Annotated in this window: 27 protein-coding genes; all 27 read right to left on the bottom strand. The window is 61.7% G+C overall.

The annotated features are described in order from the left end of the window. Nucleotides 1-37: 37 nt before the first annotated feature. On the bottom strand, nucleotides 38-1048 hold the full coding sequence (locus tag AC1DVW_RS26770) for a DNA-directed RNA polymerase subunit alpha (RefSeq protein WP_013531438.1): 1011 nt from the start codon (nucleotides 1046-1048) through the stop codon (nucleotides 38-40). A 105-nt stretch (nucleotides 1049-1153) separates the two neighbouring features. Further along, nucleotides 1154-1543, bottom strand: a complete 390-nt coding sequence (rpsK, locus tag AC1DVW_RS26765) for a 30S ribosomal protein S11 (protein ID WP_006205444.1) — start codon at nucleotides 1541-1543, stop codon at nucleotides 1154-1156. Between the two features lie 125 nt (nucleotides 1544-1668). Then, nucleotides 1669-2037, bottom strand: a complete 369-nt coding sequence (rpsM, locus tag AC1DVW_RS26760) for a 30S ribosomal protein S13 (RefSeq protein WP_006205445.1) — start codon at nucleotides 2035-2037, stop codon at nucleotides 1669-1671. 208 nt (nucleotides 2038-2245) lie between these two features. Then, nucleotides 2246-2842, bottom strand: a complete 597-nt coding sequence (locus AC1DVW_RS26755; RefSeq protein WP_477246656.1) for an adenylate kinase — start codon at nucleotides 2840-2842, stop codon at nucleotides 2246-2248. Continuing rightward, nucleotides 2839-4179, bottom strand: a complete 1341-nt coding sequence (secY, locus tag AC1DVW_RS26750) for a preprotein translocase subunit SecY (RefSeq protein WP_477246654.1) — start codon at nucleotides 4177-4179, stop codon at nucleotides 2839-2841. Before secY ends, AC1DVW_RS26755 begins: the two co-directional genes overlap by 4 nt. A gap of 191 nt (nucleotides 4180-4370) precedes the next feature. Continuing rightward, nucleotides 4371-4844, bottom strand: coding sequence for a 50S ribosomal protein L15 (rplO, locus tag AC1DVW_RS26745; protein WP_477246652.1), 474 nt, complete (start codon nucleotides 4842-4844; stop codon nucleotides 4371-4373). 22 nt (nucleotides 4845-4866) lie between these two features. Continuing rightward, the gene (rpmD, locus tag AC1DVW_RS26740; protein WP_023736690.1) at nucleotides 4867-5064 is read right to left on the bottom strand and encodes a 50S ribosomal protein L30; all 198 of its coding nucleotides are present in this window, start codon (nucleotides 5062-5064) and stop codon (nucleotides 4867-4869) included. Between the two features lie 25 nt (nucleotides 5065-5089). After that, nucleotides 5090-5653 (bottom strand): 30S ribosomal protein S5, encoded by a 564-nt coding sequence (gene rpsE, locus AC1DVW_RS26735; RefSeq protein WP_006333394.1) that lies wholly within the window; start codon nucleotides 5651-5653, stop codon nucleotides 5090-5092. 94 nt (nucleotides 5654-5747) lie between these two features. Further along, on the bottom strand, nucleotides 5748-6107 hold the full coding sequence (gene rplR / locus AC1DVW_RS26730; protein WP_477246650.1) for a 50S ribosomal protein L18: 360 nt from the start codon (nucleotides 6105-6107) through the stop codon (nucleotides 5748-5750). An 87-nt stretch (nucleotides 6108-6194) separates the two neighbouring features. Next, a complete protein-coding gene (rplF, locus tag AC1DVW_RS26725; RefSeq protein ID WP_477246649.1) occupies nucleotides 6195-6728 on the bottom strand; it encodes a 50S ribosomal protein L6 in 534 nt (177 codons plus the stop codon). An 89-nt stretch (nucleotides 6729-6817) separates the two neighbouring features. Continuing rightward, a complete protein-coding gene (rpsH, locus tag AC1DVW_RS26720; protein WP_477246647.1) occupies nucleotides 6818-7216 on the bottom strand; it encodes a 30S ribosomal protein S8 in 399 nt (132 codons plus the stop codon). Nucleotides 7217-7228: 12 nt separating this feature from the next. Further along, complete coding sequence (rpsN, locus tag AC1DVW_RS26715) at nucleotides 7229-7534, bottom strand: 30S ribosomal protein S14 (RefSeq protein WP_010909282.1); 306 nt, start codon at nucleotides 7532-7534, stop codon at nucleotides 7229-7231. Between the two features lie 27 nt (nucleotides 7535-7561). Further along, nucleotides 7562-8161: a 50S ribosomal protein L5 gene (gene rplE / locus AC1DVW_RS26710; RefSeq protein ID WP_111548980.1), complete on the bottom strand. Its 600-nt coding sequence runs from the start codon at nucleotides 8159-8161 to the stop codon at nucleotides 7562-7564. Next, on the bottom strand, nucleotides 8154-8468 hold the full coding sequence (gene rplX / locus AC1DVW_RS26705; RefSeq protein WP_013531428.1) for a 50S ribosomal protein L24: 315 nt from the start codon (nucleotides 8466-8468) through the stop codon (nucleotides 8154-8156). The genes rplE and rplX overlap by 8 nt, the downstream gene beginning before the upstream one ends. Before the next feature lie 12 nt (nucleotides 8469-8480). Next, a complete protein-coding gene (gene rplN, locus AC1DVW_RS26700; RefSeq protein WP_006205457.1) occupies nucleotides 8481-8849 on the bottom strand; it encodes a 50S ribosomal protein L14 in 369 nt (122 codons plus the stop codon). A 72-nt stretch (nucleotides 8850-8921) separates the two neighbouring features. Further along, nucleotides 8922-9161 (bottom strand): 30S ribosomal protein S17, encoded by a 240-nt coding sequence (rpsQ, locus tag AC1DVW_RS26695; RefSeq protein ID WP_010909280.1) that lies wholly within the window; start codon nucleotides 9159-9161, stop codon nucleotides 8922-8924. Nucleotides 9162-9172: 11 nt separating this feature from the next. Beyond that, complete coding sequence (rpmC, locus tag AC1DVW_RS26690) at nucleotides 9173-9373, bottom strand: 50S ribosomal protein L29 (protein ID WP_006205459.1); 201 nt, start codon at nucleotides 9371-9373, stop codon at nucleotides 9173-9175. A 13-nt stretch (nucleotides 9374-9386) separates the two neighbouring features. After that, nucleotides 9387-9800, bottom strand: coding sequence for a 50S ribosomal protein L16 (rplP, locus tag AC1DVW_RS26685; protein WP_006205460.1), 414 nt, complete (start codon nucleotides 9798-9800; stop codon nucleotides 9387-9389). Between the two features lie 27 nt (nucleotides 9801-9827). Beyond that, entirely contained in the window at nucleotides 9828-10556 is a 729-nt protein-coding gene (gene rpsC / locus AC1DVW_RS26680) for a 30S ribosomal protein S3 (protein ID WP_258601606.1), read from the bottom strand. Then, nucleotides 10556-10945: a 50S ribosomal protein L22 gene (rplV, locus tag AC1DVW_RS26675; protein ID WP_006205462.1), complete on the bottom strand. Its 390-nt coding sequence runs from the start codon at nucleotides 10943-10945 to the stop codon at nucleotides 10556-10558. Before rplV ends, rpsC begins: the two co-directional genes overlap by 1 nt. Nucleotides 10946-10947: 2 nt before the next feature. Beyond that, nucleotides 10948-11226 (bottom strand): 30S ribosomal protein S19, encoded by a 279-nt coding sequence (rpsS, locus tag AC1DVW_RS26670; RefSeq protein ID WP_006205463.1) that lies wholly within the window; start codon nucleotides 11224-11226, stop codon nucleotides 10948-10950. Nucleotides 11227-11242: 16 nt separating this feature from the next. Then, nucleotides 11243-12076 carry a 50S ribosomal protein L2 gene (gene rplB, locus AC1DVW_RS26665; protein WP_477246642.1) on the bottom strand — a complete coding sequence of 278 codons (834 nt, stop codon included), beginning with the start codon at nucleotides 12074-12076 and terminating at the stop codon, nucleotides 11243-11245. Between the two features lie 22 nt (nucleotides 12077-12098). Next, nucleotides 12099-12392 carry a 50S ribosomal protein L23 gene (locus AC1DVW_RS26660; protein ID WP_023757976.1) on the bottom strand — a complete coding sequence of 98 codons (294 nt, stop codon included), beginning with the start codon at nucleotides 12390-12392 and terminating at the stop codon, nucleotides 12099-12101. Continuing rightward, nucleotides 12389-13009, bottom strand: coding sequence for a 50S ribosomal protein L4 (gene rplD, locus AC1DVW_RS26655; RefSeq protein ID WP_477246638.1), 621 nt, complete (start codon nucleotides 13007-13009; stop codon nucleotides 12389-12391). The genes AC1DVW_RS26660 and rplD overlap by 4 nt, the downstream gene beginning before the upstream one ends. Continuing rightward, nucleotides 13009-13722, bottom strand: coding sequence for a 50S ribosomal protein L3 (rplC, locus tag AC1DVW_RS26650; RefSeq protein WP_477246637.1), 714 nt, complete (start codon nucleotides 13720-13722; stop codon nucleotides 13009-13011). The genes rplD and rplC overlap by 1 nt, the downstream gene beginning before the upstream one ends. Before the next feature lie 63 nt (nucleotides 13723-13785). Further along, nucleotides 13786-14094 carry a 30S ribosomal protein S10 gene (gene rpsJ / locus AC1DVW_RS26645; RefSeq protein WP_010909272.1) on the bottom strand — a complete coding sequence of 103 codons (309 nt, stop codon included), beginning with the start codon at nucleotides 14092-14094 and terminating at the stop codon, nucleotides 13786-13788. A 69-nt stretch (nucleotides 14095-14163) separates the two neighbouring features. Next, a partial coding sequence (locus tag AC1DVW_RS26640) for an EF-Tu C-terminal domain-related protein (protein ID WP_477327111.1) occupies nucleotides 14164-14576 on the bottom strand: 413 nt, incomplete at its 5' end.

Genomic DNA, 14576 nt, shown 5'->3' with positions numbered 1-14576 from the left:
TCGAGCGGCCCACGCCGCCGATCCTTGGAATTCATGCTCAATATTGGTCTTCGTAACGCTTGGCGAGGTCTTCGATGTTTTCCGGCGGCCAATCCGGCACTTCCATGCCGAGGTGCAGGCCCATCGCCGCGAGAACTTCCTTGATCTCGTTCAGCGACTTGCGGCCGAAGTTCGGGGTGCGCAGCATCTCGGCTTCGGTCTTCTGGATCAGGTCGCCGATATAGACGATGTTGTCGTTCTTCAGGCAGTTGGCCGAACGCACCGAAAGCTCAAGCTCGTCGACCTTCTTGAGCAGCGCCGGGTTGAAGGCGAGCTCGGTGACGGCCTCGGCAGCGACTTCCTTCTGCGGCTCGTCGAAGTTGACGAACAGACCAAGCTGGTCCTGCAGGATGCGGGCGGCGAAAGCCACCGCGTCTTCGCCGGTGATCGAACCATCGGTCTCGATCGTCATGGTCAGCTTGTCATAGTCGAGAACCTGGCCCTCGCGGGTGTTCTCGACCTTGTAGGAGACCTTCTTGACCGGGGAGTAGAGGCTGTCGACCGGAATCAGGCCGATCGGCGCGTCTTCGGCGCGGTTGCGGTCAGCCGGCACGTAGCCCTTGCCGGTGTCGACGGTGAATTCCATGCGGATTTCAGCGCCTTCGTCCAGCGTGCAGATAACGTGGTCGGGATTGAGAATCTCGACGTCGCCAACCGTCTGGATGTCGCCGGCGAGAACCGCACCCGGTCCCTGCTTGCGCACGACCATGCGCTTGGGGCCGTCGCCTTCCATGCGGATGGCGATTTCCTTGATGTTGAGCACGATGTCGGTCACGTCCTCGCGCACGCCGGCGATGGACGAGAATTCATGCAGGACGCCGTCGATCTGCACGGCGGTCACAGCCGCGCCACGCAGCGAAGACAGGAGCACGCGGCGCAGCGCGTTGCCGAGCGTCAGGCCAAAGCCGCGCTCGAGCGGCTCGGCGACCAGCGTGGTCAGCGTCTTCTTCTTCGACGAGAATTCGATCTTGTTTGGCTTGATCAGTTCCTGCCAATTTTTCTGGATCATAGTGCTTTCCTTCCGTTGACCCGCCACCATCCAATCGTGGCGGGCGACCTGGAATGCCGTGGAGGAGCGCCCATGGGGCGCTCGCGCGGCGTTCGGTAATTCTTTTTAGACGCGGCGCTTCTTGCGCGGGCGGCAGCCATTGTGCGGGATCGGCGTCACATCACGGATCGAGGTGATGGTGAAGCCGGCCGCCTGCAGGGCGCGCAGTGCCGATTCACGACCGGAGCCAGGTCCGCAGACCTCGACTTCGAGCATGCGCATGCCGTGTTCCTGGGCCTTCTTGGCAACGTCTTCGGCAGCCATCTGGGCAGCGAACGGGGTCGACTTGCGCGAACCCTTGAAGCCCTGGGCACCGGCCGACGACCAGGCAATCGAATTGCCCTGCGCGTCGGTGATGGTGATCATCGTGTTGTTGAAGGTCGAATTGACGTGGGCAACGCCCGACGAGATGTTCTTGCGTTCGCGACGGCGAACACGAGCGGCTTCCTTGGCCATGATAGTCCTTTCAGTTGATCTCTACACCGCCGTAATGCCAGCGGCTCCACCTTTGAAAGCGAGTAGTGAGTAGGGATTAGCGAATAGGACCCCTACTCGCTAATGGCTACTCGCTATTCGCTGACTTACTTCTTCTTGCCGGCGATCGACTTGGCCGGGCCCTTGCGGGTGCGCGCATTGGTATGCGTGCGCTGGCCGCGAACCGGCAGCGAGCGGCGGTGACGCAGGCCGCGGTAGCAGCCGAGGTCCATGAGCCGCTTGATGTTCATCGACACTTCGCGGCGCAGGTCGCCCTCGACCTGGTAGTCGCGGTCGATGGTCTCGCGGATCTGCAGCACTTCCGCGTCGGTCAGCTGGTTGACGCGACGCTCGGCCGGGATGCCGACCTTGTCGACGATCTCCTGGGCGAACTTCTTGCCAATGCCGTGAATGTACTGAAGCGCAATGACGACGCGCTTGTTGGTCGGAATGTTGACGCCGGCTATACGAGCCATATTCTTCTCTTCTCCATGTGGGCCGGCCAACCTTCAAAAAAGGCAGGCCCGGCGCTGTCTGAGTTGCCCCGCGTCCGGTGGAGGCCGGCCCATGCGGGAGTTTCCAGTTCAAAGCGGCTGCCTTGCCCTTGCGGACAAGCAAGCCTCATGCCTGATAGGAAGACGGGCCGCCATACCCCAGCGAACCGCTCCAGTCAAGCGCAATCGTTTATTTTCCGTGTGTGGCCGCCGTCAGCACCGCTTCGATCTGCCCGGTCACCGCATCGATGTCGGCCATGCCGTCCACGCCCTGGAGCTTGCCCTTGGCGTAGTAGTAGCCGATCAACGGCGACGTTTTCTTGTAATACTCGCGCAGGCGCTCTTCGAACACCACCGGATTGTCGTCCTTGCGCACGGGCTGGCCCGCGGCGTTTGCCTCTTCGGCGCGCTTGACGATACGACCAACCAGCGCCTTGTCATCGACGACAAGCTCGATGACGACGTCGAGAGCCTGACCACGATCCGCGAGCATCGATTCAACCGCATCCGCCTGCACCAGGGTGCGCGGGTAGCCGTCAAGGATGAAACCGTTTGTGCAATCGGCCTGGTCGATACGCTCGGCCACGATGGCGTTGACGATGGCGTCGGAGACCAGTTCGCCGGCATCCATCACCGCTTTGGCGCGCTTGCCGACTTCCGTGCCGGCCTGGACGGCAGCACGCAGCATGTCACCCGTGGAAAGCTGGGGTATGCCGTGTTTATCTACCAGTCTCTGTGCTTGCGTCCCCTTGCCCGCCCCCGGCGGCCCAAGCAATATCAACCTCATCTGGCTTTCTTCCCCCCGCGCAGCTTCGACTTCTTGATCAGGCCCTCATACTGATGGGCGATCAGGTGACCCTGAATCTGCGCCACCGTATCGAGCGTTACACTGACCACGATCAGAAGCGAAGTGCCACCAAGGTAGAATGGTACGCCAGTCGCTGAAATCAGGAACTCGGGCAACAGACACACCAGCACCAGATAGACGGCGCCGACGACAGTGATGCGGGTGAGAACGTAATCGATGTAGTCCGCGGTGCGCTCGCCCGGCCGGTAGCCCGGGATGAAGCCGGAATGCTTCTTGAGCTGATCTGCCGTGTCCTTCGGGTTGAAGACGATTGCCGTGTAGAAGAAGGCGAAGAACACGATCATCGCCGCATAGAACGCCATGTAGAGCGGCTGGCCATGGCCGAGCGAAGCCAGGATGGTGCTTGCCCAGGCCGGCATGTTTGTCGTCTGCGAGAAGCCGGCGACGGTTGCCGGCAGCAACAGCAGCGACGAGGCGAAGATCGGCGGAATGACGCCCGAGGTGTTGAGCTTCAGCGGCAGATGCGAGGTATCGCCCTGGAACATGCGGTTGCCGACCTGGCGCTTCGGATACTGGATCAGCAGGCGGCGCTGGGCGCGCTCGAAGAACACGATGAGCGCGATAACGACGATCGCCAGCACGATGATCGCGAGAATCAGGCCCGTCGACAGCGCGCCGGTGCGACCAAGCTCCAGCGTGCCGGAGATAGCCCGCGGCAGGCCGGCGACGATGCCGGAGAAGATGATCAGCGAAATGCCGTTGCCGATGCCGCGCGCGGTGATCTGCTCGCCCAGCCACATCAGGAACATGGTGCCGCCAACCAGCGTCACGACGGTCGAAATCCGGAAGAACACGCCGGGATCGTTGACGATGCCGTTGCCGCCTTCCAGACCGACCGAAATGCCATAGGCCTGCACCAGCGCCAGCAGCACGGTGCCGTAGCGCGTGTACTGGTTGATGATCTTGCGGCCCTGCTCGCCTTCCTTCTTCAGCGCTTCCAGCGACGGGATGACCGAAGTCATCAGCTGCATGATGATGGAGGCGGAGATGTAGGGCATGATGCCGAGCGCAAAGATCGCCATGCGCTGCACGGCGCCGCCGGCGAACATGTTGAACATGCCAAGCACGCCCTTGCTCTGCGACGAGAAGGCCTGGGCAAAAGCGTCGGGATTGATGCCGGGCAGCGGAATATAGGTGCCGAGACGATAGACGAGCAGCGCGCCGATGGTGAACCAGATGCGCTTCTTCAGGTCCTCCGCCTTGGCGAAGGCCGAGAAATTCAGATTCGAGGCTAGTTGTTCAGCAGCCGAAGCCATGCCTGATTCTCCGCTTGGTCACGCTCGATGCCCGCAGCTCAGGCGGCGCGTGTCACCGAAGCTCACGAGATAAGCTCCGGACTGTAAACATGCAAGCGGCCGCGTTGACGCGGCCGCCATATTGCTTGGATCAAAGTGCGATCGAAGGCAAAAACGATAAACATCCTTGCTGATCGCGCTTCAAATTGTCGTTACTCGGCGGCTGCCTTTTCCGGCAGCTTCACCGAACCGCCAGCCTTTTCGATCTTCTCGATCGCGGCCTTGGAGGCGCCGGCAACGTCGAAGGCGAGCTTCGCCTTGATCTCGCCGTCGGAGAGGATGCGCACGCCGTCCTTGACGCGGCGGATAACGCCGGCAGCGACCAGCGCTTCAGCCGTCACGGTCGCCTTGGCATCGAGCTTCTTGGCGTCGAGCGCAACCTGGATGCGAGCCAGCGACACGACCGTGAAGCTCTTCGCAAAGATGTTGTTGAAGCCACGCTTCGGCAGACGCCTGTAGAGCGGCATCTGGCCACCCTCGAAGCCGTTGATGGCAACGCCGGAGCGCGCCTTCTGGCCCTTGACGCCGCGACCGGCGGTCTTGCCCGAGCCGGAACCGATGCCGCGGCCGAGACGCTTCTTGGAGTGCGTCGCGCCGTCCTTGTCACGCAGATCGTTGAGTTTCATCTGGGTTCTCCTGCGCTTCTGTTCAGCCCTCGTCCACGACGCGGACGAGATGCTGGACGGCAGCGATCATGCCGCGCACGGAAGGAGTGTCCTCCAGCGTGCGCTGCTTGTGCATCTTGTTGAGGCCGAGGCCGACCAGCGTTGCACGCTGCTCCTTCGGCCGGCGGATCGGCGAACCGATCTGCTCAACGGTGACGGTCTTGGTTGCTTTCTTGGCCATGGTCAAAATCCCTGGTCAGCGTCGACTATTCTTCAGCCGCAACGGCGGTGCCGCGACGGGCCTGAAGGGTCGAGTACTTGATGCCGCGCGCAGCAGCCACATCCTTGGGATGCATCTGGCTCTTCAGCGCGTCGAAAGTGGCGCGAACCATGTTGTACGGGTTCGACGAACCCATCGACTTGGCGACCACGTCATGCATGCCGAGCGTCTCGAAGACAGCGCGCATCGGGCCGCCGGCGATGATGCCGGTACCCTGCTTGGCAGCGCGCAGCAGCACGCGTCCGGCGCCCCAGCGTCCTTCGACGTCGTGGTGCAGCGTGCGGCCCGAGCGCAGCGGCACGAAAATCATGTCGCGCTTGGCCGATTCAGTTGCCTTGCGGATCGCCTCAGGCACTTCGCGCGCCTTGCCGTGACCAAAGCCGACGCGGCCCTTCTGGTCGCCAACGACGACGAGTGCTGCAAAACCAAAGCGACGGCCGCCCTTGACGACCTTGGCGACGCGGTTGATGTGGACGAGCTTGTCCACCATGCCATCGTCGCGCTCTTCGCGATCACGGCCGCGGCCGCCATCCCTACGTTCCTGTGCCATATCCTGTTCCTTGTTTTTTTCCGGAAGCACGGTTGATGATAAGATCCGGCGCCTCGCCCCGAATAAATCGGGAAACGGTCGCCGGGGGCGAAAATTAGAAGCTTAGGCCACCTTCACGGGCAGCCTCGGCCAGCGCCTTGACGCGGCCGTGATAGATGTAGGCGCCGCGGTCGAAAACGACTTCCTTGACACCGGCCTTCGCGGCGCGCTCGGCGATCAGCTTGCCGATCGCAGCGGCTGCCGCGGTGTCGGCGCCGGTCTTGAGCGAACCCTTGAGGTCCTTCTCGAGCGTCGAGGCGGCAACGATGGTGTGGCCCTTGGCGTCGTCGATGACCTGCACGTAGATGTTCTTCGACGTGCGGTGAACCGAAAGACGCGGACGGTCGCCGGCGACCTTCTTGATCTGACGGCGGACGCGCTGCGCGCGGCGCTGGATGGATTCTTTGTTAGCCATGATAGTCTTCCCTGCCTTCAAAAAACGGGGGCCGCCATATGCGGTAGGCGAAAGCGCCTCCCGCGACCGCTCCCCGCGGCGTTACAATTACTTCTTCTTGCCTTCCTTGCGGACGATCTTCTCGCCAGCGTAACGGACGCCCTTGCCCTTGTAAGGCTCGGGACCGCGGTATTCGCGGATCTCGGCGGCAACCTGGCCGACCTGCTGCTTGTCGATGCCGGCCACGGTGATTTCGGTCGGCTTCGGCACAGTGATCGTGATGCCCTGCGGCGTCTGGTAGATGACGTCATGGCTGAAGCCGAGCGCCAGCTGCAGGTTTTTGCCCTGAAGCGCTGCGCGATAGCCAACGCCGGTGATCTCGAGCTTCTTCTCGAAACCGTCCTTGACGCCCTGCAGGATGTTGACGATCTGCGTGCGCGACATGCCCCACTTGGAGCGGGCGGTCTTGGTCTGGTCGCGCGGCTGGACGGCGATCTCTGAGCCTTCCATCTTGACCAGCACTTCGTCGTTCACCACGAACTTCAGCTCGCCCTTGGGGCCCTTCGCCGTCACGGTCTGGCCGTTGACGGTCGCGGTCACGCCCTGCGGCAGCGAAACGGGTTTCTTACCAATACGAGACATTTTGTTGTCCTCGTCACTTCTCTTGTTTCAGGTCTCTGTCTTCGGAAACGATCCGAAGACCGGATTCCACTTTGCGGTCAGCTGCCAGATCAGAAGATCTGGCAGAGGATCTCGCCGCCGACATTCTGTTCGCGCGCTTCGTGGTCGGCCATCACGCCCTTCGGTGTCGAAAGGATGGCGATGCCGAGGCCGTTGGCGACGTGCGGGATCGACTTGGCCGAAACGTAAACGCGGCGGCCCGGCTTCGAGACACGCGAGATTTCGCGCACGACCGGCGCACCGTCGAAATACTTCAGCTCGATTTCGATCTCGGACTTGCCGTTGTCGAAGTCGGTCTGGCTGTAATCGCGGATATAGCCTTCAGCCTTCAGCACGTCGAGGACGCGGGTACGCAGGCGCGAGGCCGGCGTCGAAACGCTCGACTTCTTGCGGCCATAGGCGTTGCGGATGCGGGTCAGCATATCGCCGAGAGGATCGCTCAATGACATGTTATGTCCTCCTTACCAGCTCGACTTGACCAGGCCCGGAATCTGGCCGTTATTGCCGAGATCACGGAGCGCGATGCGCGATACTTTGAGCTTGCGATAGTAGGCGCGCGGACGGCCGGTAACTTCGCAGCGGTTGCGGATGCGGATCTTGGCCGAGTTGCGCGGCAAGGCAGCAAGCTTCAGCTGAGCGCGAAAACGCTCTTCCATCGGCTTGGACTGATCCATGATGATCGCCTTGAGGGCAGCGCGCTTGGGACCGTACTGGTCGGCAAGCTTGCGGCGCCTGTTGTTCTTCTCGACTGAGCTGGTCTTTGCCATTTCAGATTTTTCCTTTTCTCGCTGCCGTTACTGGCGGAAGGGGAAGTTGAAGGCCTTGAGCAATGCCCTGGCTTCGTCGTCCGTCTTCGCAGTCGTACAAACGATGACGTCCATGCCCCAGATCTGATCAACCTTGTCGTAGTTGATCTCCGGAAACACGATGTGTTCCTTGATGCCCATGGCATAGTTGCCACGGCCATCGAAGCTCTTCGGGTTCAGTCCGCGAAAATCGCGGACGCGCGGCAGCGCGATGTTCACGAGACGGTCGAGGAACTCGTACATGCGTTCCTTGCGCAGCGTGACCTTGGCGCCGATCGGCATCTTTTCGCGGACCTTGAAGCCGGCGATCGAATTGCGAGCGCGGGTGACGACGGCCTTCTGGCCGGCGATCATCGCCAGGTCTTCGGCAGCGATCGAAGGCTTCTTCGAATCGCCGGTCGCTTCGCCGACGCCCATGTTCAGCACGATCTTGTCGATGCGCGGAACCTGCATCTCGTTCTCGTAGCCGAACTGCTCCTGCAGCGCCTTGCGGATGGTCTCGTTGTAGACCTGCTTGAGACGCGGCGTGTTCTGGGCCTTGGACTGCTTGCTTTCAGCCTTGGGCTTCGTGGTTTGAGCCTTAGCCATTGATGACTTCTCCCGAGCGCTTGGCGACGCGCACCTTCTTGCCGTCCTTCTGGAAGATGAAGCCGACGCGGGTCGGCTTGCCATCCTTGGGGTCGGCCAGCGCGATGTTCGACAGCTGGATCGGCGCTTCCTTGGTGATGATCCCGCCCTCTTGGGACTGGGACTGCTTCTGGTGACGACGGATCATGTTGACGCCGCGCACCAGCGCGGTGTCTTCCTTCGGCTGTACCGAGAGGACTTCGCCCGAACGGCCCTTGTCCTTGCCGGCCAACACGACGACCTTGTCGCCTTTTCTAATCTTCTGCATTGGTCCGGCTCCTTACAGCACTTCAGGCGCGAGCGAGATGATCTTCATGTGGTTCTTGGCGCGGAGTTCGCGCGGAACCGGTCCGAAGATACGCGTGCCGATCGGCTCTTTCTTGTTGTCGACGAGAACGGCTGCGTTCTTGTCGAAACGGATCACGCTGCCGTCCGGGCGGCGGATGTCCTTGGCCGTGCGAACCACGACCGCCTTCATCACATCGCCCTTCTTGACGCGGCCGCGCGGAATGGCTTCCTTGATCGACACCACGATGATGTCGCCTACGGAAGCGTATTTCCGCTTCGAACCGCCCAGCACCTTGATGCACATGACACGACGGGCGCCGGAATTATCCGCGACGTCGAGGTTTGTTTGCATCTGAATCATGACTGGCCGCCTTCTTCTCTTCTAACGGGATGGGCTCAAAGCCCCTCCCCGGTCTGTCCAAAATTCGTTTGTTTACGCCTGATCCGAAGATACGACGATCCAGCGCTTGTCCTTGGAAATCGGCTTCGATTCCTGGATGAACACCTGATCGCCAACCTTGTGGGCGTTGTTCTCGTCGTGCGCCTTGTACTTCTTGGTCATGCGCACGGTCTTCTTCATCACGGGATGCGTGAAGCGCCGTTCGACCTTGACGACAACCGTCTTCTCGTTCTTGTCGCTGACGACGGTGCCCTGCAGAATGCGCTTTGGCATGGTTTTCGTCCTTAAGCCTTCTTAGCCGCGGACTTTTCCGCAGCGATGGTCTTGATACGCGCAATGTCCTTACGGACCTGTCTCACGCGCGCGGTCTTCTCGAGCTGGCCGGTGGCCTTCTGGAAGCGCAGGTTGAACTGCTCCTTCTTCAGGCTGGCCAGGTCGTCGGTCAGCTGGTCCTGGGTCTTGGTCCGGATGTCTTCGGCTTTCATGATCAGCCCGTCCTTATTCTGCGATGCGCTGTACGAAGCGCGTCCTGACCGAGAGCTTGGCCGCGCCGAGACGCAGCGCCTCACGGGCGGTTTCTTCGTTGACGCCGTCGATCTCGAACATGATGCGGCCCGGCTTGACGCGAGCTGCCCAGTAATCGACCGCGCCCTTGCCCTTGCCCATGCGGACTTCGGTCGGCTTCGAGGTCACCGGCACATCCGGGAAAATACGGATCCACACGCGACCGGCACGCTTCATCTCACGAGTGATCGCGCGGCGGGCCGCCTCGATCTCACGCGCGGTGACGCGGTTCGGCTCAAGCGCCTTCAGCCCGAAACCACCGAAATCCAGGTTGGTGCCGCCCTTGGCGGTACCGTGGATGCGGCCCTTGAACTGCTTGCGGAACTTTGTGCGCTTTGGCTGCAGCATCGTTCTAACTCCAAATTCTCAACTGTCTTAGGCGTTTTCGCGACGGCGACCGCGTTCGCGCTCACCACCACCACCGCCATGCGCATGATCGCCCTCGGTCGCGCGACGTTCCGAAGCCATCGGGTCGTGCTCGAGGATTTCGCCCTTGAACACCCAGACCTTGACGCCGCAGATGCCGTAAGCCGTGTGCGCCTCGGCCGTGCCGTAGTCGACATCGGCGCGCAGCGTATGCAGCGGCACGCGGCCTTCGCGGTACCATTCCATGCGCGCAATCTCGGCGCCGCCGAGACGGCCGGCGCAGTTGATGCGGATGCCTTCGGCACCGAGACGCATCGCCGACTGAACGGCACGCTTCATGGCACGACGGAACGCGATACGGCGCTCGAGCTGCTGGGCGATCGACTGTGCGACGAGCGTCGCGTCGATCTCCGGCTTGCGCACTTCAACGATGTTGAGGTGCGTCTCGGACTTCGTCATCTCCATCAGCTTCTTGCGAAGCTTCTCGATGTCGGCGCCCTTCTTGCCGATGATCAGACCCGGGCGCGCGGCATGGATGGTGACGCGGCACTTCTTGTGCGGACGCTCGATCACGACCTTCGAGATGGCAGCCTGCTTGAGCTCCTTCTCGAGATACTTGCGGATCTTGATGTCCTCATGCAGCAGCTTGCCGTACTCGCCGGTGTTCGCGAACCAGCGCGAATCCCAGGTGCGGTTGATGCCGAGGCGCAGACCGATCGGATTGACTTTCTGGCCCATTATGCGGCCTCCCCTTTTTCTTCGACTTCACGAACAACGATCGTGAGGTGCGAGAACGGCTTCTCGATACGGCTGGCGCGACCACGGCCACGGGCATGGAACCGCTTCATGACGATCGACTTCCCGACATAGGCTTCCGCCACGATCAGTGCATCGACGTCGAGGTCGTGGTTGTTTTCCGCGTTGGCGATCGCCGATTCCAGCGTCTTCTTGACCGTGCCGGAAATCCGCTTGGCCGAGAATTCGAGATCGGAAAGCGCTGTCGCGACCTTCTTGCCGCGGATCAGCGCGGCAACGAGGTTCAGCTTCTGCGGGCTGATACGGATCGTGCGCAATACGGCGCGCGCTTCGTTGTCAGCAAGCCTGCGCGGAGCTTTGGCCTTGCCCATGATTATTTCCTCTTCGCCTTCTTATCCGCGCCGTGACCGTAATAGGTCCGGGTCGGAGCGAATTCACCGAACTTGTGACCGACCATGTCCTCGTTCACCGAGACGGGAACATGCTTCTGGCCGTTGTAGACACCGAAGGTGAAGCCGACGAACTGCGGCAGGATGGTGGAGCGACGGCTCCACATCTTGATCACCTCATTGCGACCACCTTCACGAACCTTGTCCACCTTCTTGAGAAGGTAGCCGTCAATGAAGGGGCCTTTCCAAATCGAACGAGTCACTTGGCGTTACCTCTTCTTAGCTCTTGCGCTGATGGCGCGAGCGCAGGATGAACTTGTCGGTCGCCTTGTTGGACCGCGTCTTCTTGCCCTTGGTCGGCTTGCCCCAGGGCGAAACCGGATGGCGGCCACCCGAAGTGCGGCCTTCGCCGCCGCCGTGCGGATGGTCGACCGGGTTCATAGTCACGCCGCGATTGTGTGGGCGCTTGCCACGCCAGACGGTGCGACCGGCCTTGCCGTCATTGATGTTGCCGTGGTCCGGATTGGACACGGCACCGACAGTGGCCATGCACGAACCGTGCACGACACGCTGTTCGCCCGAGTTGAGACGAAGGATCGCCATGCCCTGGTCGCGACCGACCAGCTGGCCGTAGCCGCCGGCCGAACGAGCGACCTGAGCGCCCTTACCGGGCTTCAGCTCGATGTTGTGGACGATCGTGCCGACCGGCATCGAGGCCAGCGGCATCGCATTGCCCGGCTTCACGTCGACCGATTCACCGGCAATGATCTTGTCGCCGGGAGCCAGACGCTGCGGAGCGATGATGTAGGACAGCTCGCCATCGTCATACTTGATCAGCGCGATGAAAGCGGTGCGGTTCGGATCGTATTCAATGCGCTCGACCGTGCCGACGACGTCGAACTTGCGGCGCTTGAAGTCGATGATGCGGTACGAACGCTTGTGACCGCCGCCGATGAAGCGAGCCGTGATGCGACCGTAATTGTTGCGGCCGCCCGACTTGGTCAGGCCTTCGGTCAGGCCCTTGACGGGCTTGCCCTTGTAGAGGCCCGAGCGGTCGACGATGACCAACTGGCGGGTGCTCGGCGTTACCGGGTTGAATTTTTTCAGTGCCATGTTTCTGTCCTCGCGGCCTTGCTCAGAGACCCGTCGCGACGTCGATCGACTGGCCATCGGCCAGCGTCACAATCGCCTTCTTGACGTCGCTCTGGCGGCCAACCGTGCCACGGAAGCGCTTGATCTTGCCCTTGCGGACAAGCGTGTTCACGGCCATCACCTTGACGCCGAACAGCGCTTCGACGGCGGCCTTGATTTCCGGCTTCGACGCCTTCTTGGCGACGTTGAAGACGACCTGGTTCTGCTCGGAGGCCATGGTCGACTTTTCGGTGATCGCCGGCGAGACGATCACGTCGTAGTGACGAAGGTCGGTCATTTGAAGCGCTCCTCGAGAGCCTCGACGGCGGCCTTCGAAAGGACCAGCGTGCCGCGGCGCAGAATGTCGTAGACGTTGATGCCCTGGATGGGCAGCACGTCGATGTTCGGGATGTTCGTCGCTGCCAGCTTGAAGTTCTTGTCAAGCTCGGCGCCGCCGATCAGCAAAGCGTTGGTCAGGCCCAGCGTCGCGAAATTCGCGATCAGCGCCTTCGTCTTGGCCTCGGTCAGCTTCAGCTCGTCGATGATGATGATCGACGCGCTCTTGGCCTTGGCCGAGAGAGCATGCTTGAGGCCGAGCGCACGGACCTTCTTCGGCAGATCGTGCTCGTGGCTGCGAACGACCGGGCCGTGAGCCTTGCCGCCGCCGCGGAACTGCGGAGCGCGTGCCGAATGGTGGCGGGCGCGGCCCGTACCCTTCTGCTTGTACATCTTGGCGCCGGTGCGCGCGATTTCGGCGCGACCCTTGGCCTTGTGCGTGCCCTGCTGCTTCTTGGCGAGCTGCCAGCGCACGACGCGCTGCAGGATGTCTTCGCGCGGATCAAGGCCGAAAATCTCCTCGGAGAGTTTCACCTTGCCGGCGTCCTTGCCGCCCAGCGTTGTGATCTTGATGTCCATTATTCCGCTCCCTCTGTGGCCGGGGCATCGTTCTTGGCGACAGCACGGATTGCGGCAGGCTTCGGCGCATTGGCCGGCAGCGCCACCTTGGCGGCGTCGCGAACCAGGATCCAGGCGCCCTTCGAACCGGGAACCGCACCGCGGATCAGGATCAGGCCGCGATCGGCATCGGTCGAAACGATCTCGACATTTTGCGTGGTGACGCGGGTGTCGCCCATGTGGCCAGCCATATGCTTGCCCTTGAACACCTTGCCCGGATCCTGGCGCTGGCCAGTCGAACCGTGCGTACGGTGAGACACCGAGTTACCGTGCGTCGCGCGGCCACCACCCATATGGTGGCGCTTGATGACGCCCTGAAAACCCTTGCCGATCGTCGTGCCCGTCACATCGACCTTCTGGCCGGCGACGTAATGCTCGACGGTGATCTCTGCGCCGACATCGATCATGTTGTCGGCCGAGACGCGGAACTCGGCAACCTTGGCCTTGGGCTCGACGGAAGCGGTCGCGAAATGGCCGCGCATCGCCTTCGACGTGTTCTTCACCTTGGCAAGGCCAACGCCGAGCTGGACGGCGGTATAGCCGTTCTTCTCCTGCGTGCGCTGCGCCACGACCTGGCAGTTCTCCATCTGGAGAACGGTGACGGGAACATGTTCCCCGGCATCGTTATAGATGCGGGTCATTCCCACCTTCTTTGCAATCACACCTGAACGCATCGGTTCAATTCCTTTAGAGTTCCGGGCCAGGGGCACCGCCCCTTCCTCGCTCGCTCTCGTTCCTTAGAGCTTGATCTCGACGTCGACACCGGCGGCCAGATCGAGCTTCATCAAAGCATCGACCGTCTGCGGGGTCGGATCGACGATGTCGAGCAGACGCTTGTGCGTGCGCATCTCGAACTGCTCGCGGCTCTTCTTGTCGACGTGAGGCGACCTGTTGACCGTGAACTTTTCGATCCGCGTCGGCAGCGGAATGGGGCCGCGGACGTTGGCACCGGTGCGCTTGGCCGTCGACACGATTTCCTTCGTCGAGGCGTCGAGCACGCGGTGATCAAACGCCTTCAGGCGGATGCGGATATTCTGTCCGTTCATGCGTCACTTCCTTGTTCTGGCGCGGCGCGGGCATATCCTGCGCCCGCGACAGATCGGTTTAAGTCCAAGTTACTCTTTGATGGTGACGACGATGCCGGCACCGACGGTGCGGCCGCCTTCACGGATGGCGAAGCGCAGCTTCTCTTCCATGGCGATCGGCACGATCAGCTCGACATCGACCGTGATGTTGTCGCCCGGCATCACCATCTCGGTGCCTTCCGGCAGCGACACGATGCCGGTCACGTCCGTCGTTCGGAAATAGAACTGCGGACGGTAGTTGGTGAAGAACGGCGTGTGACGGCCACCTTCGTCCTTGGTCAGGATGTACGCTTCGGCCACGAACTTCTTGTGCGGCTTGACCGTACCGGGCTTGGCCAGAACCTGGCCGCGCTCGACACCTTCACGGTCAACGCCGCGCAGCAGCGCGCCGATGTTGTCGCCGGCCTGGCCCTGATCGAGCAGCTTGCGGAACATTTCATTTC

The sequence above is a fragment of the Mesorhizobium sp. P3_B5 genome (assembly GCF_056402815.1).
The sequence above is the reverse complement of the archived record's forward strand: the minus strand, read 5'-3'. Positions and strand labels throughout refer to the sequence as shown.

Bases quoted from the DNA above. Each gene is read 5' to 3' on its own strand.
- AC1DVW_RS26770 (WP_013531438.1), bottom strand. From the start codon at position 1,048: ATGATCCAGAAAAATTGGCAGGAACTGATCAAGCCAAACAAGATCGAA.
- rpsK (WP_006205444.1), bottom strand. From the start codon at position 1,543: ATGGCCAAGGAAGCCGCTCGTGTTCGCCGTCGCGAACGCAAGAACATC.
- rpsM (WP_006205445.1), bottom strand. From the start codon at position 2,037: ATGGCTCGTATAGCCGGCGTCAACATTCCGACCAACAAGCGCGTCGTC.
- AC1DVW_RS26755 (WP_477246656.1), bottom strand. From the start codon at position 2,842: ATGAGGTTGATATTGCTTGGGCCGCCGGGGGCGGGCAAGGGGACGCAA.
- secY (WP_477246654.1), bottom strand. From the start codon at position 4,179: ATGGCTTCGGCTGCTGAACAACTAGCCTCGAATCTGAATTTCTCGGCC.
- rplO (WP_477246652.1), bottom strand. From the start codon at position 4,844: ATGAAACTCAACGATCTGCGTGACAAGGACGGCGCGACGCACTCCAAG.
- rpmD (WP_023736690.1), bottom strand. From the start codon at position 5,064: ATGGCCAAGAAAGCAACCAAGACCGTCACCGTTGAGCAGATCGGTTCG.
- rpsE (WP_006333394.1), bottom strand. From the start codon at position 5,653: ATGGCACAGGAACGTAGGGATGGCGGCCGCGGCCGTGATCGCGAAGAG.
- rplR (WP_477246650.1), bottom strand. From the start codon at position 6,107: ATGGCTAACAAAGAATCCATCCAGCGCCGCGCGCAGCGCGTCCGCCGT.
- rplF (WP_477246649.1), bottom strand. From the start codon at position 6,728: ATGTCTCGTATTGGTAAGAAACCCGTTTCGCTGCCGCAGGGCGTGACC.
- rpsH (WP_477246647.1), bottom strand. From the start codon at position 7,216: ATGTCATTGAGCGATCCTCTCGGCGATATGCTGACCCGCATCCGCAAC.
- rpsN (WP_010909282.1), bottom strand. From the start codon at position 7,534: ATGGCAAAGACCAGCTCAGTCGAGAAGAACAACAGGCGCCGCAAGCTT.
- rplE (WP_111548980.1), bottom strand. From the start codon at position 8,161: ATGGCTAAGGCTCAAACCACGAAGCCCAAGGCTGAAAGCAAGCAGTCC.
- rplX (WP_013531428.1), bottom strand. From the start codon at position 8,468: ATGCAGAAGATTAGAAAAGGCGACAAGGTCGTCGTGTTGGCCGGCAAG.
- rplN (WP_006205457.1), bottom strand. From the start codon at position 8,849: ATGATTCAGATGCAAACAAACCTCGACGTCGCGGATAATTCCGGCGCC.
- rpsQ (WP_010909280.1), bottom strand. From the start codon at position 9,161: ATGCCAAAGCGCATTCTGCAGGGCACCGTCGTCAGCGACAAGAACGAG.
- rpmC (WP_006205459.1), bottom strand. From the start codon at position 9,373: ATGAAAGCCGAAGACATCCGGACCAAGACCCAGGACCAGCTGACCGAC.
- rplP (WP_006205460.1), bottom strand. From the start codon at position 9,800: ATGCTGCAGCCAAAGCGCACAAAGTTCCGCAAGCAGTTCAAGGGCCGC.
- rpsC (WP_258601606.1), bottom strand. From the start codon at position 10,556: ATGGGCCAGAAAGTCAATCCGATCGGTCTGCGCCTCGGCATCAACCGC.
- rplV (WP_006205462.1), bottom strand. From the start codon at position 10,945: ATGGGCAAGGCCAAAGCTCCGCGCAGGCTTGCTGACAACGAAGCGCGC.
- rplB (WP_477246642.1), bottom strand. From the start codon at position 12,076: ATGGCACTGAAAAAATTCAACCCGGTAACGCCGAGCACCCGCCAGTTG.
- AC1DVW_RS26660 (WP_023757976.1), bottom strand. From the start codon at position 12,392: ATGACCGACCTTCGTCACTACGACGTGATCGTCTCGCCGGCGATCACC.
- rplD (WP_477246638.1), bottom strand. From the start codon at position 13,009: ATGGACATCAAGATCACAACGCTGGGCGGCAAGGACGCCGGCAAGGTG.
- rplC (WP_477246637.1), bottom strand. From the start codon at position 13,722: ATGCGTTCAGGTGTGATTGCAAAGAAGGTGGGAATGACCCGCATCTAT.
- rpsJ (WP_010909272.1), bottom strand. From the start codon at position 14,094: ATGAACGGACAGAATATCCGCATCCGCCTGAAGGCGTTTGATCACCGC.